Annotated in this window: 23 protein-coding genes and 1 tRNA gene; 11 read left to right on the top strand and 13 right to left on the bottom strand. The window is 32.9% G+C overall.

Annotation, left to right across the window (positions count from 1 at the left end):
* The first annotated feature begins 34 nt into the window (after positions 1-34).
* From asnS to BMZ09_RS04960, 3 genes are all read left to right on the top strand, one after another.
* Complete coding sequence (gene asnS / locus BMZ09_RS04950) at positions 35-1,465, top strand: asparagine--tRNA ligase (protein WP_090838062.1); 1,431 nt, start codon at positions 35-37, stop codon at positions 1,463-1,465.
* A gap of 126 nt (positions 1,466-1,591) precedes the next feature.
* Positions 1,592-3,052: an RNA polymerase factor sigma-54 gene (gene rpoN / locus BMZ09_RS04955; RefSeq protein ID WP_090838063.1), complete on the top strand. Its 1,461-nt coding sequence runs from the start codon at positions 1,592-1,594 to the stop codon at positions 3,050-3,052.
* 53 nt (positions 3,053-3,105) lie between these two features.
* Positions 3,106-3,711: a phosphatase PAP2 family protein gene (locus BMZ09_RS04960; protein WP_090838065.1), complete on the top strand. Its 606-nt coding sequence runs from the start codon at positions 3,106-3,108 to the stop codon at positions 3,709-3,711.
* Here the strand turns inward: BMZ09_RS04960 and BMZ09_RS04965 are convergent.
* The 10 genes from BMZ09_RS04965 to BMZ09_RS05010 all read right to left on the bottom strand — a co-directional run bounded on the left by BMZ09_RS04965 (position 3,706) and on the right by BMZ09_RS05010 (position 10,637).
* Positions 3,706-4,401: a porin family protein gene (locus tag BMZ09_RS04965; protein WP_090838067.1), complete on the bottom strand. Its 696-nt coding sequence runs from the start codon at positions 4,399-4,401 to the stop codon at positions 3,706-3,708. The two genes, BMZ09_RS04960 and BMZ09_RS04965, sit on opposite strands and share 6 nt — an antisense overlap.
* A 159-nt stretch (positions 4,402-4,560) precedes the next feature.
* Positions 4,561-5,031 (bottom strand): ExbD/TolR family protein, encoded by a 471-nt coding sequence (locus BMZ09_RS04970; protein ID WP_090838069.1) that lies wholly within the window; start codon positions 5,029-5,031, stop codon positions 4,561-4,563.
* A gap of 11 nt (positions 5,032-5,042) precedes the next feature.
* Entirely contained in the window at positions 5,043-5,651 is a 609-nt protein-coding gene (locus BMZ09_RS04975; RefSeq protein ID WP_090838071.1) for an ExbD/TolR family protein, read from the bottom strand.
* 2 nt (positions 5,652-5,653) lie between these two features.
* Positions 5,654-6,097, bottom strand: coding sequence for a hypothetical protein (locus tag BMZ09_RS04980; protein ID WP_090838072.1), 444 nt, complete (start codon positions 6,095-6,097; stop codon positions 5,654-5,656).
* Positions 6,098-6,131: 34 nt separating this feature from the next.
* Positions 6,132-6,911, bottom strand: coding sequence for a MotA/TolQ/ExbB proton channel family protein (locus BMZ09_RS04985; RefSeq protein ID WP_090838074.1), 780 nt, complete (start codon positions 6,909-6,911; stop codon positions 6,132-6,134).
* 221 nt (positions 6,912-7,132) lie between these two features.
* Positions 7,133-7,220 (bottom strand) — tRNA-Ser (locus tag BMZ09_RS04990).
* 71 nt (positions 7,221-7,291) lie between these two features.
* Positions 7,292-8,323, bottom strand: coding sequence for an asparaginase (locus BMZ09_RS04995; protein WP_090838076.1), 1,032 nt, complete (start codon positions 8,321-8,323; stop codon positions 7,292-7,294).
* Positions 8,324-8,450: 127 nt separating this feature from the next.
* Complete coding sequence (locus BMZ09_RS05000) at positions 8,451-9,218, bottom strand: TatD family hydrolase (RefSeq protein WP_090838078.1); 768 nt, start codon at positions 9,216-9,218, stop codon at positions 8,451-8,453.
* A gap of 80 nt (positions 9,219-9,298) precedes the next feature.
* Positions 9,299-10,051 (bottom strand): tetratricopeptide repeat protein, encoded by a 753-nt coding sequence (locus BMZ09_RS05005; protein ID WP_090838080.1) that lies wholly within the window; start codon positions 10,049-10,051, stop codon positions 9,299-9,301.
* A 4-nt stretch (positions 10,052-10,055) separates the two neighbouring features.
* Positions 10,056-10,637: an RNA polymerase sigma factor gene (locus BMZ09_RS05010; RefSeq protein WP_090838340.1), complete on the bottom strand. Its 582-nt coding sequence runs from the start codon at positions 10,635-10,637 to the stop codon at positions 10,056-10,058.
* 136 nt (positions 10,638-10,773) lie between these two features.
* Here BMZ09_RS05010 and BMZ09_RS05015 point away from each other — a divergent pair, with 136 nt between their 5' ends.
* From BMZ09_RS05015 to BMZ09_RS05040, 6 genes are all read left to right on the top strand, one after another.
* Positions 10,774-11,214, top strand: a complete 441-nt coding sequence (locus BMZ09_RS05015; protein ID WP_090838082.1) for a hypothetical protein — start codon at positions 10,774-10,776, stop codon at positions 11,212-11,214.
* Positions 11,215-11,288: 74 nt separating this feature from the next.
* Positions 11,289-12,275, top strand: a complete 987-nt coding sequence (locus BMZ09_RS05020; RefSeq protein WP_090838084.1) for a hypothetical protein — start codon at positions 11,289-11,291, stop codon at positions 12,273-12,275.
* Between the two features lie 173 nt (positions 12,276-12,448).
* A complete protein-coding gene (locus BMZ09_RS05025) occupies positions 12,449-14,407 on the top strand; it encodes a PKD domain-containing protein (protein WP_090838086.1) in 1,959 nt (652 codons plus the stop codon).
* Positions 14,408-14,445: 38 nt separating this feature from the next.
* Positions 14,446-17,034, top strand: coding sequence for a CHAT domain-containing protein (locus tag BMZ09_RS05030; protein WP_143067786.1), 2,589 nt, complete (start codon positions 14,446-14,448; stop codon positions 17,032-17,034).
* Positions 17,018-17,470, top strand: coding sequence for a retropepsin-like aspartic protease (locus BMZ09_RS05035; RefSeq protein WP_090838090.1), 453 nt, complete (start codon positions 17,018-17,020; stop codon positions 17,468-17,470). Before BMZ09_RS05030 ends, BMZ09_RS05035 begins: the two co-directional genes overlap by 17 nt.
* Positions 17,471-17,530: 60 nt before the next feature.
* Positions 17,531-18,178: a response regulator gene (locus BMZ09_RS05040; protein WP_090838092.1), complete on the top strand. Its 648-nt coding sequence runs from the start codon at positions 17,531-17,533 to the stop codon at positions 18,176-18,178.
* A gap of 638 nt (positions 18,179-18,816) precedes the next feature.
* Here the strand turns inward: BMZ09_RS05040 and odhB are convergent.
* The 3 genes from odhB to BMZ09_RS05055 are packed head-to-tail and all read right to left on the bottom strand — an operon-like array spanning position 18,817 to position 23,205.
* Positions 18,817-20,031 (bottom strand): 2-oxoglutarate dehydrogenase complex dihydrolipoyllysine-residue succinyltransferase, encoded by a 1,215-nt coding sequence (gene odhB, locus BMZ09_RS05045; protein WP_090838095.1) that lies wholly within the window; start codon positions 20,029-20,031, stop codon positions 18,817-18,819.
* Between the two features lie 32 nt (positions 20,032-20,063).
* Positions 20,064-20,432, bottom strand: a complete 369-nt coding sequence (locus BMZ09_RS05050; RefSeq protein WP_090838097.1) for a DUF3887 domain-containing protein — start codon at positions 20,430-20,432, stop codon at positions 20,064-20,066.
* 16 nt (positions 20,433-20,448) lie between these two features.
* Positions 20,449-23,205: a 2-oxoglutarate dehydrogenase E1 component gene (locus tag BMZ09_RS05055; protein WP_090838099.1), complete on the bottom strand. Its 2,757-nt coding sequence runs from the start codon at positions 23,203-23,205 to the stop codon at positions 20,449-20,451.
* A gap of 117 nt (positions 23,206-23,322) precedes the next feature.
* Between BMZ09_RS05055 and BMZ09_RS05060 the strand changes: the two genes are divergently transcribed.
* The gene (locus BMZ09_RS05060; RefSeq protein ID WP_090838101.1) at positions 23,323-23,862 is read left to right on the top strand and encodes an alpha-ketoglutarate decarboxylase; all 540 of its coding nucleotides are present in this window, start codon (positions 23,323-23,325) and stop codon (positions 23,860-23,862) included.
* Between the two features lie 179 nt (positions 23,863-24,041).
* On the top strand, positions 24,042-24,545 hold the full coding sequence (locus BMZ09_RS05065) for a c-type cytochrome (protein WP_090838103.1): 504 nt from the start codon (positions 24,042-24,044) through the stop codon (positions 24,543-24,545).
* The last annotated feature ends 1 nt before the right edge of the window (position 24,546 follow it).

A 24,546-nucleotide genomic window follows, 5' to 3' on the forward strand; every position in this document is an offset into this window, starting at 1 on the left:
GAGAACACTCTATTTTTAATTAAATTTTTTAAAAATGAAATCATTTACAGTAGCAACTTTACTTAAAGAAACCAAATTACAAGAAATACAAATAAAAGGTTGGGTTCGTACCTTTAGAGCTAATAGATTTATTGCTTTAAATGACGGTTCAACATTACATAATATCCAATGTGTAGTCGATTTTGAAAACACAGACGAAGCACTATTAAAACGTATTACAACAGGTGCTGCAGTTTCCATAACAGGAGAACTTGTAGAAAGTCAAGGAAAAGGACAATCTGTTGAAGTAACAGTAACTAAAATTGAAATTTTAGGAGATTCTGATCCAGAAACCTATCCAATTCAACCTAAAAAACACAGTTTTGAGTTTTTAAGAGAAAATGCACATTTACGTACGCGTACTAGTACGTTTAGTGCAGTTATGCGTTTACGATCTGCATTATCTTTTGCGGTACATAAATACTTTAACGACAATGGGTTTTACTACATGCACACGCCAATAATAACAGGTAGTGATGCAGAAGGAGCAGGAGAAATGTTTAGAGTAAGTACTTTAGATCAAAAAAATCCACCATTAACAGAAGATGGTAGCGTAGACCAAACTAAAAACTTTTTTGGAAAAGACACAAACCTTACTGTTTCTGGTCAATTAGAAGCAGAAACATACGCCATGTCTTTAGGTAAAGTATATACTTTTGGACCAACATTTAGAGCAGAAAACTCAAACACATCACGTCATTTATCAGAATTTTGGATGATTGAACCTGAGGTTGCTTTTATGGACTTAGCGGGTAATATGGATTTAGCTGAAGACTTTATGAAATCGGTTATTTCTTATGTATTAGAACATAATGCAGACGATTTAGAGTTTTTAGACAAGCGTCTTTTAGATGAAGAAAAAACGAAGCCTCAAGCAGAGCGTAGCGAATTATCTTTAATCGAGAAATTAAAGTTTGTAACAGAAAACAATTTCAAACGCGTTAGTTATACTGAAGCTATTGATATTTTAAGAAACTCTAAGCCTAACAAGAAGAAAAAATTCAATTATATTATTGAAGAATGGGGTGCAGATTTACAATCAGAACACGAACGCTTTTTAGTAGAAAAGCATTTTAAATGTCCTGTAATATTATTTGATTACCCAGCAAATATCAAAGCTTTTTACATGCGTTTAAACGAAGATGGAAAAACGGTAAGAGCTATGGATATTTTATTTCCAGGTATTGGAGAAATAGTAGGAGGATCGCAACGTGAAGAACGTCTTGACGTTTTAAAAGAAAAAATGGCTGTACTAGATATTCCTGAAGAAGAATTATGGTGGTACTTAGATTTACGTAAATACGGAACTGCAGTACACTCTGGTTTTGGTTTAGGTTTTGAACGTTTAGTAATGTTTGCAACAGGAATGGGAAACATCAGAGATGTAATACCTTACCCTAGAACACCTCAAAATGCTGAGTTTTAAACTAGCTTAGATAAACTATGAAACAAAACCGTTTATCTAATTAATAAAATTATATATTAAAACAATCTACTAAAATCAAAAATGTAGATTGTTTTTTTTATTTTTATCCTAATTCTAAAACAAATCATGCTTAAACAATATTTACAGTTCAAATTATCGCAAAAGTTGTCGCCACAACAAATTCAATTAATGAAATTGATACAGTTGCCAACGCAAGCATTTGAACAACGTTTAAAGCAAGAGTTAGAAGAAAACCCTGCATTAGATACTGGGAAGGAAGAAAATGTTGACGAGTTTGATAACGATCTGGATAATACTCAAGATGACTTTGATGATAACGAAACAATAGATGCTGGAGATATTAATGTAGATGATTATTTAAGCGATGACGAAATACCAGATTACCGCACAAGCGTAAACAATTACAGCGCGGATGATGAAGAAAAAAGTGTCCCTTATGCTGCCGGAACATCTTTTACGCAACATTTAGTAAACCAATTAAATACGTACCGCTTGTCTGATGACGAACGTGATATTGCCGAGTTTTTAGTAGGTAGTGTTGATGAGAGCGGATATATCCGTCGTGTATTAAGTGATATTGTAGACGACTTAGCATTTACGCAAAGTGTGTATACAGATGAAGAAAAAGTTGGCAAAGTCTTAAAAATAGTACATCAATTAGATCCCGCTGGTGTTGGTGCAAGAAACCTTCAAGAATGTCTAAGTATACAATTACATAGAAAAGAGAAACAACCAGATGTACAATTAGCCACAGACATTATAGATAATGCATTTGATCAGTTTACAAAAAAGCATTACAAAAAATTAATGCAGAAATTTGATATTACTGAAATTCAATTAAAAGATGCCATTCACGAAATTGAACGTCTAAATCCAAAACCAGGAGGATCATACGCAGGTAACAATAGAATTGTAGAACACGTCGTACCTGATTTTGCAATAAAAATAGTAGATGGCCAATTAGAACTAACATTAAATGGTCGTAATGCACCAGAACTGCATGTATCTAGAGAGTATAATAACATGCTTAAAGGTTACAAAGAAAGTAAAGACAAATCTAAGTCGCAAAAAGATGCGGTTATGTTTATCAAACAAAAACTAGACGCAGCAAAATGGTTTATAGACGCTATTAAGCAGCGTCAACAGACTTTATTTGTTACTATGAGTTCTATTATGAATTACCAAAAAGAGTTCTTTCTAACCGGTGATGAGCGTAATTTAAGACCTATGATTCTTAAAGATATCGCTGACGAGATAGAAATGGATGTCTCTACAGTCTCGCGTGTTGCAAACAGTAAGTATGTTGACACACCATATGGTACAAAATTGATTAAAGAATTTTTCTCTGAATCAATGACTAATGATCAAGGAGAGGAAGTATCTACAAGAGAAATCAAAAAAATATTAGAAACTGTTATTGAAGAAGAAAGCAAGAAAAAGCCTTTAACAGATGCTGCATTAGCAAAAATATTAAAAGAAAAAGGGTATCCTATTGCGCGCCGTACTGTTGCTAAATATAGAGAACAACTAGACATACCTGTTGCTAGATTACGTAAGAAAATCTAATGTTATCAATTACTAAACATTAACACTTACAAACAGCTCAATACCTATTTAAAATGAAATGGATAATTAAAAGCATATCGGTTGTTTTTCATCCTATAATAATGCCTTTATTGGCAATTCATTTCTATTTTACAAAATCACCACGTTTTAGTCCAGAACCGTTTGTATATGCTAAGTTAGTTTCCATAACTATACTTTCTGTAGTGTTACCTATAATGGTTTATTTTCTATTAAAAACATTAGGTAAAACGGAGACTATACATTTAAAAACAACTAAAGAACGTATTATACCATTGGTTGTTAATTGCGTTATTGTAAGTTTAATTATATACCGTGTATTTCCAGAAAATCAAATAGCAGAGTTACACTACTTTTTTGTAGCTGTACTACTATCAAACTTAACTTGCCTTGCACTAGCACTATTAAAATTTAAGGCCAGTATACACTTAATTGCTACAGGTGGTGTATTTATGTTTTTTGTTGCGTTTGCGATACATTTTAGTATCAATATAAATGGTAGCTTAGCCTTGTTTGCAATAATTACAGGTGCAGTAGCGACCTCTAGATTATATCTGGAAGCACACACACCTAAAGAGTTATTAGCAGGGTTACTAATTGGGATTATACCGCAATTAATAGTATTAAAGTATTGGTTATAAAATATAAAACATTAAACCAACCTTGATTGAAGACATATCTAAAGACTTAGAATCTATAGTTTGATTATCAAACATCGTATTCAGTCCATAGTACAGATAAAAATTCCACGTATTGTAACCAGCACTCAACGTTAATCCATACTGAAGCTTAGTAAAAGCATCGGAATTAGTCAATTTGATATCTTCAGAATCTCCTAAATATTTAGTCCCATTGGCAAACACATATCCCATTTTAAAACCAGTATAAATTCTCCAAAAACTATATTCAGTTGGCGTAGATGTCCTCCATCTATATTGAATAGGCATTTCTACTATATAAGTGTAAAATTTATTTTTAGAATAGCTTGTTTCGTCTTCATCAAGCACTGAGAATGATGTTACTCCATTACTCTCTGAAATTAATAAGTTTTGATTATAAGAATTAAAAGACAATCCTAAACCTACTCCAATAGCTTTGTTTCTATTTTTATTTATTGGCATGTCTCTTATAACTCCCATGTGAATACCACTTGAGAATGAATTTTGAGAGACCTCAGCTGGTTTGCTACTCAAAAGGTTATAGGTTATACCCAAATAAAATTGATCCTCTCTGTAAAGCGAATCAACAACGGATTGATAACCCACTGCTTCTTGAGCAAAACTAGTTGGCGCAAAAAATAAAACAGCAAATAAAAATATTATGTATTTCATACGTAAAACAAATGCATATAATAATCAGAATTACCTAACAGAACAAACATGATCTAGTTTTGCAATTATAGATAAATCCTTTACCATAAAGATATAAAAAAACAAAAGGTGTTTTGAAAAAATCAAAACACCTTTTTGCTATAAAATTAAGAGTAATTTTTATTTAAGTCCACTACCTTTTTTAGTAGTATAATTAATTTTCAATTGTCCTACTTTACGTAATTGTTGCTCGATATCTGATATAAGACCCATGTTTGTTTCTTTATCAACTTTTAAAGCTGCAATTAATTGTGGTATTTCAGCTTCACGCTTAGATGCGCGCTCTGCAGCCACAAAAGCCGCGATCTCTTTCAATTCAGCAAACTTATCGTTTAATTGAATTTTAGGTTCCTCACCCATGCTTTTATATTGGTCACTTGGTTTCCCAGCGTATATAAACATGATTAAGTTTTTTTGACCTAATTTTTCAGTTTCCGCAGCAGAAGGTAAATTATTTTTAATTTTCAAACTACTGTCTCTCATTACGGTTGCTACCATAAAAAAGAATAATAGCATGAATACAATATCCGGTAGAGATGCTGTAGAAATAGCTGGCAATTCTTTACTGCCTTCTTTTTTGAATTTTGACATAGTTTAATAAATTATTTAGGTTCTGCTTTAGAGATAATTCTAGGATACTTGTCCTTAATATCATCAATTTTAGCTTTTAACTTTTCACTTTTAAATTGAGGTGATTTAGAATCATCATAAGTCAACTCCATTTCTTTAAAAGAACGTCTGTAAAGCCTTTGCGCTAAACGTTCTCTTAATTCAGTGTAAGCACTAACCAATTGATCGTAAGTTACAATAAACGTATTGTAATCTGTAGCTCTAGAATGCGTTATAGAGATAATTGCTTTTTGAGGATGATCTGAAGACGAAGGGTCTTTAGCACCATTACAATAATCACATTTCTTCTTTTCTGCATTCTCTCCTCCACCGTTATCAATAAATTTTAAAGCTGCTGCTTTTAAATCTTTGACATCCATTAACTCATTTTCAACCAACATTTGGTTGTCCTTGTTTAACTCGACAGTAAATATGTTTTTCTGCTTAATTATAGGTGGATCGATGATTTCATCTGGTGGCAGTTTTGAACTAATACCAGAATCTACTTCAATAGTTGTTGTAACTAAGAAGAATATTAATAATAAGAAGGCAATGTCAGCCATAGAGCCGGCATTAACTTCTGGTGCTGATCTTTTTGCCATAATTATTTAATTAATTTTTTAATACCTGAAAAAAACATCGTCGCAATTGCACCTAAAATAAGGATGTAAAATGCTACTAATCCAGCACCTACCATTGTAGACTCGCCTTCTGATGCTACTAATCCATTGTATTTATAGATGTTAGTATCTCCTCCTGAAACAACATAAGCAATTAAAAGGACAGCTGCAAAAGCACCTAAACCAATTAATGTACTTTTTAGTGATTTACCACTTGTAAATAAGTTTTTTAAGATAAAAAACAATACAAATGCTAATACTAGTCCTAATGTTATGTAAGCTATAATAGCCATTGGCTCTACAACTGAAGTGTCACCATCTAAAGCCATTGCTTTAATAGTTTCATCTCCTTTTACAATAATATTTACTAAAACTCCGATACCAGCTAAACTCAATACTAAAGCAACTATTTTTAAAATCTTGTGCATATTCTTTAATTTTTAAAGTTAGTTATTGAGTAAATTATTTCTTGTACTTAGATAACATATCCATTAAGTTAATAGAAGAGTCTTCCATATCGTTAACAATACTATCTATCTTAGCGATAATGTAATTATAAAAAATTTGTAATATAATTGCTACAATAAGTCCAAATACAGTAGTTAATAAGGCTACTTTAATACCCCCTGCTACTAATGATGGTTGCATATCTCCAGCTGCTTCAATTTTATCGAAAGCTTGGATCATACCAATTACAGTTCCCATGAACCCTAACATTGGTGCTAATGCGATAAATAAAGAAATCCAAGATACGTTTTTCTCTAATTGTCCCATTTGAACTCCACCGTAAGCTACAACAGCTTTTTCAGCAGACTCTAAGTCTCCATCTGCTCTGTCTAAACCTTGGTAAAAGATAGAGGCAACTGGTCCTTTTGTGTTACGACAAACTTCTTTAGCAGCTTCTAAACCACCTGATTGAAGTGCATCCTCTACATCTTGAGTTAACTTTTTAGAGTTAGTTGTAGATAAATTTAAAAAGATAATTCTTTCGATAGCTATTGCTAATCCTAGAATTAAACATAATAATACAATACCCATAAAACCTGGTCCACCTTCAATAAAACGTTTTTTAAGTTCTTGGTGAAACGTTAAGTTTTCGTCTGCAGTTGCAGCAGCAGTAGTTGTATCGTCTTGTGTAAGTACTACAGTAGTTGCAGCAGTCATTGCAGCACTAGTAGTTGCATTTGCAGTTCCGAATGCCATGATACACGCTATGGCTAGGATAGAAAAAATTCTTTTCATTTTGTTGTTCTTAATTTTATTAGTTAAAGTGTTAAAGATATAAAAAAATTGTAATTAAAAATAAAAATAACAAAAAGAGCTGAAGTAAAACCAATAAGTTTTGCTTTTTACTACTAAAAGTTATCAAAAAAATCCAAAAGTTTAAGATGTTTGTCAATTAAAGGCTTTTTTATAACGTAAAAACCATTTCAATAAAACACCCGTCCGTTTCAAATTTCTTGCAGAGAGAAAGGGATTCGAACCCTCGATACGCTATTAACGCATACACGCTTTCCAAGCGTGCGCCTTAAGCCACTCGGCCACCTCTCTGTAAATACTACTAATTACAGTAGGGCAAATAACAAAAAAAAAACTATAAGTTAAAATTTTATGGGTTAATTTTAAGACATTTCTCCTCGCAACGCCGTTTCATATATGGTTTTGAATAAGTTAGCAGATATATTTTCTCCTAACAAATACATTAATTTACACAATGCAGCCTCTGTTGTGATGTCTTTTCCGGAGATTAAACCTATTCTTTTAAGCTTTTCACTAGTTTCATACTGCCCCATTAACACACTTCCGCCTGAACATTGTGTCACATTAATAATAGGAATACCTTTATTTACAGTGTCTTTTAGCAATTCTAAAAACCACTCTTCTGTAGAACAGTTTCCTGCGCCATACGTTTCTAGAACAACACCTTTTAATCCTTCTGTATTAAAAATACTTTCTAATATGTTTTTAGAAATACCAGGAAACAACTTTACTAAAGCAATATTAGAATCTAATGCTTTATGCACCACCAAGCCTTTTCTTGCATTTGGTTTAAACAAATACTCGCTATTAACCTTTAAATGGACTCCGCTTTCTGCTAAATCTGGATAATTTAAACTAGCAAATGCTTCAAAATGCTCTGCATTAATCTTTGTGGTACGATTAGCACGGTACAATTTATATTCAAAATACAATCCAACTTCTTTTATAACGGGTTTATTATAATACTGTAAAGAAGCAATTTGTATTGATGTAATTAAGTTTTCTTTTGCATCTGTACGTAGATCGCCAATAGGTAATTGGGACCCTGTAAAAATGACCGGTTTTGCTAAATGCTCTAGCATAAAGCTTAAAGCTGAAGCAGTATAGCTCATAGTATCACTACCATGTAACACTACAAATCCATCAAACGCATCATAATTAGTCTCTATAACTTCTGCTATTTGAATCCAATAGTCAGGATTCATGTTACTAGAATCTATAGGCTGTTTAAATGAATACGTTTCAATAGTACATTCTAACAACTTAAGTTCTGGTATACGGACTAATAAATTCTCAAAATCAAAAGCACGCAAAGCTCCTGTTTCAGGGTCTTTAATCATACCAATGGTTCCACCTGTATAAATAAGGAGTATATTAGGAATAGTTTTAGTCATAGTCTTAGTAGGTGTTACCCAAAATTATTATGCTTAATTAAAATATATAATTATGCGCAGTCCTTGCAAATATAGTGTAAGTATAGGTTAGCAAATAGGTTTTACCTTTATGCTTAATAAAGCAAACTTATATCCCAAAAACTATTTTTGAATTGTCCGTAGTGCTATCTGCTATTTGCTGTTCTGAGACTTGATATATCTCCGCTAACTTTTCTACCACCTTAACAATGTAGCTACTTTCGTTACGTTTACCTCTGTATGGTTTTGGTGCTAAGTAAGGCGAATCAGTCTCTAAAACGATATGTTTTAAATCTATTTGATTCAAAAACTGATCTATTTTTCCGTTTTTAAATGTCGCTACTCCTCCAATACCAAGCTTCATGTTATATGATATGGCTTGATGTGCTTGCTCTAAACTTCCCGTAAAACAATGAAAAATACCATATAAATCGTCACCTTTTTCTTCTTCTAAAACTTGAAATACCTCATCAAAAGCATCACGACAATGTATTACAATTGGCAAATTATGTTGTTTTGCTAATTGTATTTGTTGTCTAAATGCATCTTGCTGAATCTCCAAAGTGCTTTTATCCCAGTATAAGTCTATACCAATTTCTCCAACAGCATAAAATTTATGCGTGTTAAGCATCTCTGTAACATGTGCTAACTCGTCTTTATAATTTTCCTTTACGTGTGTTGGATGTAAACCCATCATTAAAAACACCTGTTTTGGATAGTCTTTTTCTAACTGCAACATACTATCTGTATATGTACTGTCTATTGCAGGAACAAACAATCTAGATACGCCTGCATCCAATGCGCGTTCCATCATTGCTTTTCTATCTTCATCAAAAGCTTCGCTATATAAATGTGTATGTGTATCTGTAATTATCATGTGGCAAAAATAAAAAAGTCATCATGGATATGATGACTTTTAGATAAGTATTTTACGTCCTTATATATAAGGTGTCTTTATTATTCTATTTTTTTCAATAACGTTAGTGCTTGACTATAATCATCTGCATCTGCCGGTATTGTCTTTAGTATAGCAATACAAGCTTCGTTTTTATCTTGCTTTAACTTACTAAGTGCTAAGTACCACTTGGCTCTGTTGATATAGGCAGAGCTTCCTTGTGAGATTATCTCTAAAGTTGTTTCCGCTTTAGCGAAATTATCTAACTCGATATTAGTAATAGCATAATAAAAGTTATACTCCACATTATCAGGGTCGTCCTGTAGTAACTCTTCCAAATAAGTCCTAGCCTTCTCATATTCCTTATTATTAAATGCTTTTGTAGTTTTAATTAACAGCCCCACATTACCTTCTGATCCTCTAACCGAAAAATCTACCGTTTGATGTGTGTTAAAATCCGAGTAACTTGCGCCTCCTGAAAACTGATTATACACAAAAAAGCCCATTATTAAAGCAACACTTGCTGCTATGGCATATTTGTATAAACTAAATGTCTTTTTAGATTCTATATTACCCGTTGTTGTTTCTTTATTAAAATACTTTGCAGAAATTGCTTCTAAATTAGCTTTAAAATCAGCATTTTTTTCTTCGTTACCAATGCTATGTTCTAAGTTGGAAGAAAATTCTTTATAGATAGTAAAAGCTTCTTTAAAGGCATGGTCAGTGTCTAACCTAGCTTTAAAAGCGATTTGTTCTTCTTTGGATAAATCACCTGATAAATAAGATTCAAAAAGGGTATAATCTTGTGCTTCCATAACTTTAATAATTAAGTTGATTAAATGATGGCGACTCTTGAACTAACTTGGTTAATTGCCCGATACAAAGTGATTTTTTCTTTCGTGCGTAAGCATAACTTATATCTAAACTTTTAGCAACTTCTTCCATTGACTTGGTTTTAAAGGTTGCTTTAAGTAAATCTTTACAAGCCGCTCCAAGTTTTTGAAACATTTGATTAAATAAGACTTGCTTATCTTCAAATAGTGAGGTTTCAAAAGACAGCTCTTGTGCGTCGTCATCTTTAGATAGCACCTCTTCGTTAATTGTTACCTCTTTTTTATTGTTTTTTTTCAAATAGTTTAACCACTTACGTTTACACAATAAAAAAAAGTAAGCATCAAAAGGACACGTTAATTGCAATTGTTTTTGACTGCCCTGATTATATATAGTTATAATGGTGTCCTGAACAATGTCTTGCGCTTGATCTGCATCGCCACTATTCTGCTTTATATAGTTAATCACTTTAGGGACAAACGTATCATAGATAGCTTGTATAATAAAGGAGTTGTTAGCCACTAGGCCATCAACATACTTCTGGTCTTCGTGTATTTTTTTCTCACTCATAAACCCTTTGTTTCCAACGAATTTAAAAAAACTTAAGTAAATAAGGGTAACAAATTTTAAATGGTTTTGATATAAGGGTGTAACAGACAAAATCTGACAACACAAAAACTAAAAATAAATTTAAAACTTAGAAATTATGAGACATTCAATTTTAATTATCGCAACAGTAGTATTAGGATTATTAAACGCTAATGCTAACACATTAAAACCAATTAGTAACTCAACAACATTTTTAGAAATTACTAACGATGACGTTATCCAAGTTTACGACTGGACAGTAACTACAACAAACGGAACATTTTCCGGGACTGCAACAACATTATTTGAAGCTAAAAAACGATCTAATATAGTAGGACAGACTGAAGTTGTTTTAGAACGAAAAATAACCAACTACTTTGTACTAAGAAGCGAATTACTTAAAAAAGATAGTCGTATTTACTTTTGGGAAGTTAAAAGCGAAAAAGGATATGCTAAGGGATTTTCTACATCAGAATTTTCAGCTAAAAAAATGATTGATTTAGTAGCCAAAGGTGATATTGTATCCTACAAAATAATAGCAAACGGAAACACAAAATAAAAACCACTTAAAACAGGGTAACAAAACCATTACCCTGTTTATATAAAGCTGTAAAACAACTAAACTTTAAAATTATGAAACATTTAAAAACAATTTTAGGAACCTTTTTTATCACCACTTTATTTTTCACTAGTTGTGATCCTCAAGATGATAATGATGATTTTGACTCTCAAAACAACATTATTCCGGCTACTGCGCAAGAATTTAAAAATATTAGAACTAACGCCTTAGCTAATCACACACAAAATTTCCAATTTGATCCTAGCGATGGAAATATTACACTAACGTCTGCAAATGGTGTGCAAATAAACATCAACGGAAACTGCTTAACATTAAACGGAAACCCAGTAAGCGGACAAGTAGATTTAGAATACGTAGAGTTATTTGACAAAGGAAGCATGCTAACCACACACAAACCAACCATGGGTGAAATGCCAAATGGCGATAAAAGTGTATTAATATCAGGAGGTGAGTTTTTTATTGAAGCGACCCAAAACGGGATTCCATTAACTACCAATTGTGGTTTACAACTAGTAATACCTGCTAGTTTAACAGGCGGTGCAGATCCTTTAATGTCACTTTGGGAAGGCCAGATTGATGCAGAAGATAACCTAACTTGGGACGAAGTAGATAACCCAGCACAAGGTGCAGATGTTTTTGTAGAGGGAACTGAGTATTATGGCATCCTTCAAGGTTTTGGATGGTCAAACGTAGATCGTTTTTACAGCGATTCTAGACCAAAAACACAACTACTAGTTGAGGCACCAAACGGATATGATTTTTCTAATAGTGCTATTTATTTATCATACGACGGAGAAGAGTCTGGTTTAGCAGCTTTGGATACCTTTGATGATACTTTACAATTATTTAGCGAGCATTATGGACAAATCCCAATTGGATTAGAATGTCATGTTATTTTTGTGACTGAAGATAATGGGGTTTGGAGATACGCTATCAAACCAGTAACAATAGTAGATAACGGAACCATAGTGTTTACCTTATCAGAAACCACTACCGGTACTGAAGCTGCACTAACAGCATTAATAAATGGTTTACCATAACCATTAGCCTACTTAAATTTAAAAGTCAGAAATTAATTTTTCTGACTTTTTTACGTCCTAATCCTTTACCAAAACCCACCAATAATTTACTCAAACTCACCAATAATCGATTTATAAATAGGCATCTATAAATTAATCACTAAATTTATTCCGCTATTAAATCAATCTCAAACATGAAAACGCTTTTCTCCTTACTACTAACCTGCTCTGTCCTATTAGGTCATGCGCAGCAACAACCCGTAAATGACACCGTAACACCAATTGCCACAATAGAACATAAAATGGTTGGTAATCAAGTGCAATTTAATGCCAATGCACCCGCGTTAAACCAAATAGCAGGTGCCCCAAAAGCTTTTTACACTAATTATTGGGAGTTTGGAGATGGTACGTACAGTAAGGAAAATACACCATCAAAAAGCTATAAAAAAGCAGGAGAATACGAAGTTAAACTTTGGGCCACTAATAATTACGACACCGGTAAACCACCAACTACACGACCAAAAAAGATTAAGGTAGATAATGCTGACAATACCATTAGCGAGGAAGCCTCTATGGATGATGGCATAGATTTGCAACGCAACAGAGAGCCTATCCCACAAGAGGAAATAGTAGTAATATTTAAATACAAAAACAAAAAAGACTACGCGACCAATGGTAAACTAATGCTGTTTTATAATGAAACCGTTTACAACGATGCCAATTTTGAAATCACTGATACCAGAACATATCATGGCGAAACTAAACAAGACAACAACGATTTTGTTTACACGTCTAAAACGGAAAACAATACTTATTACGCTTCCGCGGAAACTCAAAGCTTGCGTGCTTATTTTACACCTCAAGATTCTACCGAAAGACAAAACTTACCATTAACCCTAGCCGAAGCAAAAGCAAATTACAAGAACTCAAGTCAATTAAGCTTTAACAACATGCAACCTAATGAGGAGCGTAATGTATTTTACACATTAAAAACAACGCCCGAAATGCTAAAAGATACCAGTGCTATAATTTCTGTTAGAGGCGTTTATATTCCTGATAATAATTATGACAACCACAATGTAAAAGACATGGAAATGGAAATTGTGACATCTCATGACCCAAATAAAATGTCATCAAACTCGACTTTTTTAAACTACCGATTGGTACGATTTAAAAAACCGAAGTTTAAAATTAGATTTCAGAATAACGGAGAAGGTCCAGCATCTACCATTAGACTAGAAACTGACATACCTGATATGTTTGATAAAGCATCTATTGAGGTCCTAGACATGTATCCAAAAGTCAAGATTTGCCCAAAACACAATGTGCAATACAGTTGTTTAGACACAACATACACTGCAAAGCAAGCCATTTTTACATTCAAAAACATTTATTTACCAGGCAGCGAGCAAAAAAATGTAAAAGTCTACGACTCCACAAAAGGCTTTGTTAAGTATCAGATTAAGTTTGGAAAGGATTTTCATAAACAAAAAACAAAATCCCGTACAGCCATAATTTTTGATAAAAACGATCCTATAATTACCAATTACTCGACAACTAGGTTTTTGCCAGGTATTTCAATTGGCGCTAAAGCCGGTTACAACTCGTTTTCAGATTTAGATAATTCTAAAAGTTATTTTGTTGGTGCTACAATATCACCTTACAAATCATATAAATGGTATTGGCAAGTCGAGCTTTTAAATAGTTTTCACACCTATAACGGACAATCAACCTTTACCAACACTTTAGATGAAGACACACCAGTTGGGTTCCCATATTGGGAACGCACAACAACGACAAAAGCATATGATAATATTGATTGGGAACTTCCTGTTCTTGCTAGATACAACATCAATAATTATATTGGTCTAGGCGCAGGATTACAAGGAATGTTATCTGTCAGCGAAAAAAGCGAGGTCACCGCAACTACCAGTTATTTTGAAGATGAAGCCGGTACATTTCCAGTCCCAAATTTAGATCCGACATCATCCACTACATCAGAATCGTCATCATTTACCAATTTCAGAACAGGCTTTTTAGTGGAAGCCACTGCTGGTTTTGCAAGAATTGGGCCTAGCGTTGGCGCTCGTTATGTTTTCAATTTTAAAGAAAACTATAACTACATGCAGTTTTATGCCATTTGGAAATTTTAAGTAACAGAAGCAAACCCTATTTAGCCTTTATTTTTTTTATGAAACATAGCCTTATCATATTCTTTTTTTTAATCTTCGGAAGTTGTTTTTCGCAGGATTTAGAAGAAGCGATCTATGTTGCTACAGAAGCTTTTAATGCAAACCGAAATACTGAAACATTTTCAAAATTATTAAATAAAGAAACCGATTTTAAACCGCAACTAAAAACAAAAGACCATTATTTTGCCTACTTGTTTTTATTAGTAAACAAAGCCAATCATTTAGACAATATCAATCAACAGACAAAAGCTATTGCAGCTTACGAAGCAGCTTTAGATGTTTATAACCAACAAGAGTTAAACAAAGTATATACCTATAACATTACAGAGTATTGCTTAAAACCATTAGGCATCCTTTATAATAAGGTAGGAGATTACACCAACGCAGAAAACACGATTAAACACTATCTTTTTCTTGCAGAAAAACAAAAAGACAACCCTAACAAAATTAGTGGTACTATAAATTTAGCACAACTATATTACACTATTGGTAAATTTAAGTCTGCAAATACTGTAGCTAAAAATGGATTAAACACTAACGGACTAACCGCTAGTCAAAAGCAAAAACTAATTCAAATAAATGTTAATTGCCAAATTGCATTAAATCTTATATCAAGCACAGAAGATATTCCTACCAAAAACAATGTGGAGGCGTATAACCTGAACACGTTAGAAACAGATTACAATCTTGCTATCAAAACAAAAAAACACAAACAGGCGCTCCAACATTTAAATAAAATAATATCCAAAGCCTATAATAACACTACTAGTAGCAGCAGAATGCTAGCAAAACTGCATGTCAAAAAAGCACAACTTCACTATAAATTAGATCAGTCTGAAGCGTCCTTAACGGAGCTAAAAGGAGCATTAAAATTTTTGATTCCTAATCAAGATTATAATGGACTTCCAAAAAAGGAAACCTTATATCCAGAAAACACCTTTATAGATATTTTTGACTTACTTGCTGAATTACAACCCAATCATAACAATGCATTGGCATGTTACGACTTAAGTTTTTATGTTTCCAACTTGCTTACAAGTACCTTGACCTCTCAGGAAGCTAAACTTATTCATTTAAGCGCCAACAGAAAACGAAGTGAATCTTGTATAAATTTACTTTTTGATGCTTTTCAAACAACCTCTAATACAACCTACATTGAACTCGCCTTTAATTATGCAGAAAAAAACAAGGGAGCTATTTTAAAGGAAATGGTTGGCAAAAAAACACTACTAGAACGTTATCCTGAAGACAGCTTATTAATACAAGAAGATTACTTTTTAAAACAACAAGCACGTTTAACCAACACATTGATAAAAGCACAGTATCAAAAAAACGGGGTACAAACAGACACTGTAAGCCAAGCGTTAACCACAGTAAGTAGGACCTTAAAACAGTTACAAGAAAATATTAACAATAAATATCCTGAGTCCAGCGATACTTCAGCATCAATCCAACAACTTCAAAGTAAATTAAAACAAGATAATGCCTTATTAGTTGAGTACTTTTATGGCGAAACAGATGTCTTTCAATTTATAATTTCTGATAAAACAGTAGCGCTTAATAAAATTAAAAAAGACTCCGTTTTTGATCAGTCAATAGCAAAGTATATTGACTATTTTAATAATTCGTCTGCAATAAACAACAACATCCCAAATTTTACAGCAGACGCTTTTAACCTCTATCAATTATTACAGTTTGACACTACTTCAGTATCCAAAAATGTAATAATCATAACCGATGGTTTTTTAAACTTTATTCCTTTTGAAAGCTTATTAAGCCAAAAGACAAACACTACAAGTTATTCCAAAATGCCCTTTGTTGCTAATACCCAAACTTTAGCCTACAATACAAGTGCATTATTATATTTAAACACTTCTGACTTTAAATATACCGATAGTGTTTTGGGTGTCTTTCCTGTATTTCAAAACAGTAACGCCACACTAACTTACTCTTTAAACGAAGCCGAGAGCATAGATAAACAAACCAATGCTAAATTTTTAATGCATCAAGCCGCTACCAAAAACGATGCCTTACAACAAGCAAAAAATTACGGTGTTTTACATTTATCTACACACGCAAGCAGTGGTACATTTAACATTCCAGCAAACATTGATTTTATTGACCAAAAATTATTTTTAAACGATCTTTACAGCCTTGATTTAAACAATCAATTGGTTGTGTTAAGTGCTTGCGAAACTGGCATAGGGCGACTTACAAAAGGGGAAGGTAGCATGAATTTGGTTCGTGGGTTTCAATATGCGGGTATTGAAAACATTCTATTTTCATTATGGAAAATTAATGATTTATCGACGTCTAAATTAATGGCTTCATTTTACAAAAATTACAACACTACAAAGTCGCCTTTTGCAGCTAATCATTTAGCTAAATTAGATTACTTAAATGACCCATCTATTTCAAATGTAAAAAAGTCACCATATTACTGGAGCGCCTTTATGTATTATGGCCATTTAACGCCGATCAAACCAACTAGTAAAACAAAATATATCCTTTTTACTTTTATTGGTTTAGGTATTGCTTTACTTTTATGGATTATAATACGTAGACGCAAAAATGGACAACACACTTAAAGACTTTTTATTTGCCAAAGACTATATTAGAGTTAAACTAAAACTAACTAAAACCAATCATTTTGAAATAAAAGCAACTATTAATGGTGTAAAAGGATTGTTTATTTTAGATACTGGTGCTTCCAATAGTTGTGTTGGTTTTGAAGCTGCTCAAAAATTTGAACTAAAAAAGGTCAAAGACTCTAAAATACTAGCTGCAGGAGCAGGTGCTACCAATATGGCAACTCAGGTTTCTAAAAACAATACTATTAAACTAGGACGTCTAAAAATATACAAATCGGCTTTAGTATTGTTTGATTTAAGTCATGTTAATACGGCATTAATAAACCACAACGCACAACCTGTTGACGGTATAATTGGAGCAGACATTTTAAAGAAGGTAAAAGGAATAATTGATTACGAAAAAAAATATTTGTACCTTAAAAAATTAGTATAAGCCTTTATTTTTATTTAGTTTTATTGGTTACAAACAACCTCCCAAAAGACCCTTTAATTTATGAGTGCAACTATTGTAATAGCAGATGACCACCCCTTAATGCTAAGAGGCCTTTCTGATTTTATTACTTCCAAAGGATTTGATATTATTGGTAGCGCCGAAGATGGTCAAACAGCTTACAATCTTATTGTTAAGCTAAAACCAGATTTAGCATTATTAGATATTAGAATGCCTAAAATGACAGGCTTAGAAGTTGCAGAAGCTTGTTTTAAAAACGAATTAGACACAAAAGTTATCCTGATAACCTTTGATAACGAGGAGCATTTATTTGATAAGGCTAGAGCATGTAATGTTTACGGTTATATATTAAAAGAATTTGCTGTAGAAGAAATTGAAACCTGTATTGCTCATACCTTAAAAGGAGAACATTACTTTAGTCAAGAAATGGCGTCTTACCTTAATGCTAAGGTCACCTACTCTAGCTCTACCTTAACAGAACTTTTAACACCCACAGAGATTAAGGTGGTTAAGCTATTATCAGAGAAACTGACCTCAACAGAAATTGCAGAACAACTGATGTGTTCTCCAAGAACCATTGAGAAGCATAGGAGTAATATTGTAAAAAAATTAGATTTAAAAAAATCGCATAACGAGTTGATGCTTTGGGCAAATATGAATAAAGACATAATAAACGACGCTACCATATAAGTCAAAACCCAATATAACACTAGCTTAAGATATATTAAAAGCAAATAAAAATACGTAGTTCTACGTATTTCACAGGTCATTTATATCTTATACCTTTACATTGCTATTAATCAATTTTGGGAGAATTGATAAAGCTCTAAAACGGATTTCTGTTTTGGAGCTTTTTTTTTGAAATCACCTCAAATTAAAATACGTAGTTCTACGTATTTCATAGGTTATATAAATAATTTACCTTTATAGTATTAGTAATCAATTTTGGGAAAATTGATAAAGCTCTAAAACGATCTTTTGTTTTGGAGCTTTTTTTATGACTAGATCTCAGATAAAAATACGTAGTTCTACGTATTTCACAGGTCGTATATATCCTCTACCTTTACATTGCTATTAATTAGTTCTTAGGGAGAATTATTTAAGGAAACTCTGTACTGTAATGGTGCAGAGTTTTTAAATTAAACACATAATATGGATTTAGAAAAAAGAACACAAGAGCAAAACCGCATAATTGCTGGATGTATTATTATATTAACCGTAGTAATAATAGCTTTTAATTTGTTTATCTATTTTGACAAATAAAAATCAATAACAACAAAAAGGGAGCAACAATGTTGCTCCCTTTTTTTATGTATTATAAACAGTTATTAAAGCTCTAATGCTTTTTTAATGTCGTTACCCATAAGTAATTCTACTGGGTTCTCTAATGCTTCTTTAATCGCTACTAAAAATCCTACACTTTCTTTACCATCAATTATTCTATGGTCATAAGATAATGCAACGTACATCATAGGATGTATTTCTACTTTCCCATCTACAGCTATTGGACGCTCGATAATATTATGCATTCCTAAAATACCACTTTGAGGTGGGTTTATAATTGGAGTAGATAACATACTACCAAAAACACCTCCATTGGTAATTGTAAAAGTACCACCAGTCATTTCGTCTACAGTAATCTGACCATCTCTAGCTCTAAGCGCTAAACGTTTAACTTCAGACTCTATACCTCTAAAGGTTAAGTTTTCAGCATTTCTAATTACTGGTACCATTAATCCTTTTGGTCCAGAAACAGCAATACTAATATCTACAAAATTGAATGTTTTCATTTCTTTACCATCAATCATAGAATTAACAGCAGGATACATTTGTAATGCTCGCACAACTGCTAATGAGAAAAATGACATAAACCCTAATCCAACACCATGTTTAGACTTAAACGTTTCTTTATATTCCTTTCTTAAAGCAAAAACAGGCGACATATTAACTTCGTTAAAAGTAGTTAACATTGCTGTCGTGTTTTTAGCTTCCACTAAACGCTCTGCTACTTTACGACGTAACATTGACATTTTAGAATTTGAAGAACTACGATCACCACCAGTTGGAGTTCCCATAGAAGGTACAGCATTTACTGCATCATCTTTAGTGATACGTCCATCTTTTCCTGTTCCAGAAATTCCGTTAGTATTCATTCCTTTTTCAGCCAAAATCTTTTTAGCTGCTGGACTTGCAGTACCTGAAGCGTAAGTATCTGCTTTTGGAGCTTCAACTTTAACTGCTTCTGCTTTTGGTGCTGCTTCAGCTTTTTTCTCTTCTTTTACTGGTGCGTCACCTTCTGGAGCTGCAGCACTAGTATCAATTAAACATACAACTTGACCAACCGCTACAGCATCTCCTTCTTCAGCTTTAAGCGTAATTATTCCGCTTGCTTCTGCAGGTAGCTCTAACGTTGCTTTATCACTATCTACTTCAGCAATAGCTTGGTCTTTTTCTACATAATCACCATCTTGAACTAACCATTCTGCTATTTCAACTTCTGTGATAGATTCGCCTGGAGAAGGCACTTTCATTTCTAAAATCATCTTAATGTAACTTTATATTGTTGTGTTATCGTTTATTTTTTTGCTGAATTTAATTGAATAAATTCAAATTTATTATCGGTTCCAAGAAAGAAGTAAGCATTATAAACTCCTTTTTCAAAAGTAATAGTATAATTATTTCCTGTTCTAACAGTATCCTTATACTCTATTGTTTTAATTTTCCCTAAAGCATCCATACTTACCTCATCTTTAAAATAAGCTTTTGCTTTTTCTAGGGTTAAAACCTGTTTAAAATTATCGTCAAACATGTTAAAGATACTAGTGACATCGCCATTATTAAAATGGTTTTGAAAACTAGCGACTGCTTTTTTATAGTTATCCTTTTCTTGTGCAATCCCTATTGAGGACACTAAGAATACTAAAATTAAAAGTATTTTTTTCATGTTTCTATTTTATTGCTTAACGCTGATTATTTTTTGACTTGTCAAACACATAATCTATAACTTCTTTATGACGCTTTTTAGAACGAACAGAACTACCTGCTGCTGGTGCACCATAAGGACGTCTTGACGCTAACCTAAAGTTTCTAGCTTCGTCTAAATTCATTAACATATGCGAATAAGCTCCCATGTTTCTTGGCTCTTCTTGAGCCCAAACTACATCGTCTACATGTTTAAATTTACTCAATACATTTTTAATAGCCTCTGTTGGTAACGGAAATAATTGCTCTATTCTTACTAATGCAACATCGTCACGGTTTAAATCTTCCCGTTCTTGATCTAAATCGTAATAAAATTTACCTGTTAAAAACACTAAAGTTTTTACTTTATCAACATCCACAGTTGTATCATCAATCAATGTTTGGAAACTTCCGTTTGCAAACTCATCTACTGTACTAACACATTTTGGATGACGCAATAAACTTTTGGGTGTAAACACGATTAATGGCTTACGGAAATTAAATTTCATTTGACGTCTTAACAAGTGAAAGAAGTTAGCTGGTGTTGTACAATCTGCAACAAACATATTGTCTTTTGCACACAACTGTAAATAACGTTCCATACGTGCTGAAGAGTGCTCTGCTCCTTGTCCTTCATAACCATGTGGTAATAACATGACTAATCCGTTTTGGGTTTTCCACTTATCTTCTCCTGCAGAAATATATTGATCAAGCATGATTTGTGCACCATTACTAAAATCTCCAAATTGTGCTTCCCAAATAGTTAATGTATTTGGACTTGCCATAGCGTATCCATAGTCAAAACCTACAACACCATACTCTGATAGTAATGAATTATAGATATGAAATTGACCTTGTTTATCACTAACATTATTAAGTAATAGTATTTCTTCTTCGCTATCCTCTACTTTTACTACTGCATGTCTATGAGAAAAAGTACCACGCTCTACATCTTGTCCAGACATACGCACGTTGTATCCCTCTTCTAATAATGACCCATAAGCTAAATGCTCTGCCATAGCCCAATCCAATCTGTTTTCGTCAAACATTTTTTGACGTTCATTAATTAGACGTTCTATTTTTCTGATAAACTTTTTGTCTTTTGGTAAGTTAGAAATCACTTTAGTAATTGCTGCTAACCTATCCGCAGATGTTGTTGTATCAATTGGTTTCATCATAACGGTTTCATCTACCTGAGTAAAATCCTTCCATTGTTCTTCCATAAACGGAGTAATAACCGTCTTATCTTCCTTACGAGAATCTTCTAACTTTTCTTCTAAGCTAGCTTTATAATCGCTTTCTAATTGCTTAACATGTCCTTTATCAATAATACCTTGCTCAATTAACTTGGCCGCATAGATATCTCTTGGGTTAGCATGTTTAGAAATTGCTTTATATAATTTTGGTTGCGTAAATCTAGGTTCGTCACCTTCATTATGTCCGTATTTTCTATATCCTAAAAGGTCAATAAATACGTCACGCTTAAAATTCATTCTAAAATCTAAAGCAAATAACATAGCGTGTACTACAGCTTCTGCATCGTCCGCATTAACGTGTAATACCGGTGATAAAGTTACTTTAGCAATGTCTGTACAATAAGTACTAGATCTAGCATCTAAATAGTTAGTTGTAAAACCTACTTGATTATTAACAACTACGTGAATTGTCCCATTAGTTTTATAACCATCTAACTGTGCCATTTGCACTACTTCGTAGACTAATCCTTGACCTGCTATTGCTGCATCTCCGTGGACCACTATTGGTAATACTTTACTAAAGTTATCGCTATAAAACTCATCTTGCTTTGCTCTAACTATACCTTCAACTACTGCTCCAACCGTCTCTAAATGCGATGGATTTGGTGCAATACTTAAGTTTATTTGTTTTCCGCTATCTGTTTTGCGGTTACTTGTCCACCCTAAGTGGTACTTTACATCACCATCAAAAACTTCTTGCTCGTAATCTTTTCCGTCAAACTCGCTAAAAATGTCTTTTGCAGATTTTCCAAAAATATTTGTTAAGGTACTTAAACGTCCTCTGTGCGCCATTCCCATTACAAACTCTTGGACACCAAGTTCTGCTGCTTTTTCAATTACTGCATCTAATCCTGGAATTAAAGATTCTCCTCCTTCCAGAGAAAAACGTTTTTGTCCTACATATTTAGTATGTAAAAAACTTTCAAAAGATACCGCTTCGTTTAATTTTTTAAGGATGTGCTTTTTTTGCGTTCCAGAAAAATTTGGCTGGTTATCGTTTATGTTAAGTTTACTCTGAATCCATTTAATTTCATCAGGTTTTCTAATATACATGTACTCTACACCAATAGCATCACAATAAATACTATTTAAGTGTTTTAGAATTTCTCTAAGTGTTTGTGCACCGATACCTAAAATATCTCCAGCGTTAAAGTTGGTATCTAAATCGGCATCAGACAACCCAAAATTCTCTAAAGCAAGTGTTGGCTCGTACTTACGACGATCTCTAACAGGATTTGTTTTAGTAAACAAATGCCCTCTGTTACGATAACCATCTATTAATTTAACTACTTGAAATTCTTTTTGAACATGCTCAGGCACAAGGGTCGAAACCGCTTCTGCTTGCTCTCCATCTAATCCGTAATTTTCCGATCCAAAGTCGTAACCTTGAAAAAAGGCTCTCCAACTAGGCTCTACAGAGTCAGGGTTTTGTAAGTATTGTTCGTATAAATCAGCAAAGTATGCTGTATGTGCTGCGTTTAAAAAGGAGTATTTATCCATTATTTTCTTTAAGACGTGTTCGCTTCAACAAAATTTTATCAAAAATACAACTTTTACTATATATAGAGATGGTTTTATTATATTTATAACATATCTAAAACACCAAAATTAATTATTATGAAAATAGAATCATTTAACAGTACTAAAATTATCATATTATCAATATTGTCCTGTTTTTTTATGACTTTTGCAAATGCGCAAGATAATTTACCACAAGAAAAAAGCGAATTTTGGAAAAATGTCCGTTTTGGAGGAGGATTAGGTTTAAGTACCGGAAGTAACTTTTTTAGTGCAACATTAGCACCAACTGCTATTTATCAATTTGATAACGCTTTTGCTTTAGGTGTTGGATTAAACGGAACTTATAATTCAAGTAAAAACGTATATAAATCTACTATTTTAGGAGCAAGCATACTTGGATTATATAGCCCAATTAGAGATATACAATTATCCGGTGAATTTGAACAAAACCATGTTAATAGAAATTTTGATAATCCTGCAATTGTTGACGACACATATTGGGTACCGTCCTTTTTTGTTGGCGCAGGTTACACCACAAACAATGTAACTATAGGAATACGTTACGATGTGCTTTATGACGAGGACAAAAGCATATACGCTAACGCTTGGGTACCATTTGTAAGAGTATTCTTTTAGCCGCCAAACAAACATCATAAACACCTAATAAACAAGCCTTTTTACACTATTGTAGAAAGGTTTTTTTTATACCCAAATAGCTCTTGTTTTTAATTAAGACAAATTTATCCTAAATATGACTTATATCATATTTTAAGGTTTATTATGTCTGTATTTTTGTCCAATAAAACTAATATATTATGAAGACAACACTAAAATTAATGACTGTATTATTTATTACCATGCTAATTAGTTGTGGTGGTAAAGAAGAAAAGAAAAAAGAAGGCTTTTCTTATAAGAAAAAAGAAACTACGGAAAAAACAACTGCACCAAAAGCAGAAAAAACACCTCCATCTAAACAAGTAGACCTAACTAATAAAGGTATAGGACCAATAAAAACGGTAACACTAGCTGCAGAAGTAGACCAAACTATGGCAACTCATGGCGCAGACGTTTATAAAAAAATGTGTACTGCTTGTCACAGAACAAACAAAAAATTTATTGGACCACCTCCAACAGGAATATTAGAGCGTCGTACTCCAGAATGGGTTATGAATATGATTTTAAATCCTGAACAAATGGTAAAAGAAGACCCTTTAGCTAAAGAATTATTAATGGAATTTAATGGTTCTCCTATGGCAAATCAAGGCCTTACTGAAAAAGAAGCAAGAGCGGTCCTAGAATATTTCAGAACACTTAAATAAT

The sequence above is a fragment of the Olleya namhaensis genome (genome assembly GCF_900114005.1).
In the GTDB taxonomy this organism is placed as follows: Bacteria; Bacteroidota; Bacteroidia; order Flavobacteriales; family Flavobacteriaceae; genus Olleya; species Olleya namhaensis.

What these genes read in the sequence shown, in the direction of transcription:
- asnS (WP_090838062.1), top strand. Translation starts at nt 35, where the DNA reads ATGAAATCATTTACAGTAGCAACTTTACTTAAAGAAACCAAATTACAA.
- rpoN (WP_090838063.1), top strand. Translation starts at nt 1,592, where the DNA reads ATGCTTAAACAATATTTACAGTTCAAATTATCGCAAAAGTTGTCGCCA.
- BMZ09_RS04960 (WP_090838065.1), top strand. Translation starts at nt 3,106, where the DNA reads ATGAAATGGATAATTAAAAGCATATCGGTTGTTTTTCATCCTATAATA.
- BMZ09_RS04965 (WP_090838067.1), bottom strand. Translation starts at nt 4,401, where the DNA reads ATGAAATACATAATATTTTTATTTGCTGTTTTATTTTTTGCGCCAACT.
- BMZ09_RS04970 (WP_090838069.1), bottom strand. Translation starts at nt 5,031, where the DNA reads ATGTCAAAATTCAAAAAAGAAGGCAGTAAAGAATTGCCAGCTATTTCT.
- BMZ09_RS04975 (WP_090838071.1), bottom strand. Translation starts at nt 5,651, where the DNA reads ATGGCAAAAAGATCAGCACCAGAAGTTAATGCCGGCTCTATGGCTGAC.
- BMZ09_RS04980 (WP_090838072.1), bottom strand. Translation starts at nt 6,097, where the DNA reads ATGCACAAGATTTTAAAAATAGTTGCTTTAGTATTGAGTTTAGCTGGT.
- BMZ09_RS04985 (WP_090838074.1), bottom strand. Translation starts at nt 6,911, where the DNA reads ATGAAAAGAATTTTTTCTATCCTAGCCATAGCGTGTATCATGGCATTC.
- BMZ09_RS04995 (WP_090838076.1), bottom strand. Translation starts at nt 8,323, where the DNA reads ATGACTAAAACTATTCCTAATATACTCCTTATTTATACAGGTGGAACC.
- BMZ09_RS05000 (WP_090838078.1), bottom strand. Translation starts at nt 9,218, where the DNA reads ATGATAATTACAGATACACATACACATTTATATAGCGAAGCTTTTGAT.
- BMZ09_RS05005 (WP_090838080.1), bottom strand. Translation starts at nt 10,051, where the DNA reads ATGGAAGCACAAGATTATACCCTTTTTGAATCTTATTTATCAGGTGAT.
- BMZ09_RS05010 (WP_090838340.1), bottom strand. Translation starts at nt 10,637, where the DNA reads ATGAGTGAGAAAAAAATACACGAAGACCAGAAGTATGTTGATGGCCTA.
- BMZ09_RS05015 (WP_090838082.1), top strand. Translation starts at nt 10,774, where the DNA reads ATGAGACATTCAATTTTAATTATCGCAACAGTAGTATTAGGATTATTA.
- BMZ09_RS05020 (WP_090838084.1), top strand. Translation starts at nt 11,289, where the DNA reads ATGAAACATTTAAAAACAATTTTAGGAACCTTTTTTATCACCACTTTA.
- BMZ09_RS05025 (WP_090838086.1), top strand. Translation starts at nt 12,449, where the DNA reads ATGAAAACGCTTTTCTCCTTACTACTAACCTGCTCTGTCCTATTAGGT.
- BMZ09_RS05030 (WP_143067786.1), top strand. Translation starts at nt 14,446, where the DNA reads ATGAAACATAGCCTTATCATATTCTTTTTTTTAATCTTCGGAAGTTGT.
- BMZ09_RS05035 (WP_090838090.1), top strand. Translation starts at nt 17,018, where the DNA reads ATGGACAACACACTTAAAGACTTTTTATTTGCCAAAGACTATATTAGA.
- BMZ09_RS05040 (WP_090838092.1), top strand. Translation starts at nt 17,531, where the DNA reads ATGAGTGCAACTATTGTAATAGCAGATGACCACCCCTTAATGCTAAGA.
- odhB (WP_090838095.1), bottom strand. Translation starts at nt 20,031, where the DNA reads ATGATTTTAGAAATGAAAGTGCCTTCTCCAGGCGAATCTATCACAGAA.
- BMZ09_RS05050 (WP_090838097.1), bottom strand. Translation starts at nt 20,432, where the DNA reads ATGAAAAAAATACTTTTAATTTTAGTATTCTTAGTGTCCTCAATAGGG.
- BMZ09_RS05055 (WP_090838099.1), bottom strand. Translation starts at nt 23,205, where the DNA reads ATGGATAAATACTCCTTTTTAAACGCAGCACATACAGCATACTTTGCT.
- BMZ09_RS05060 (WP_090838101.1), top strand. Translation starts at nt 23,323, where the DNA reads ATGAAAATAGAATCATTTAACAGTACTAAAATTATCATATTATCAATA.
- BMZ09_RS05065 (WP_090838103.1), top strand. Translation starts at nt 24,042, where the DNA reads ATGAAGACAACACTAAAATTAATGACTGTATTATTTATTACCATGCTA.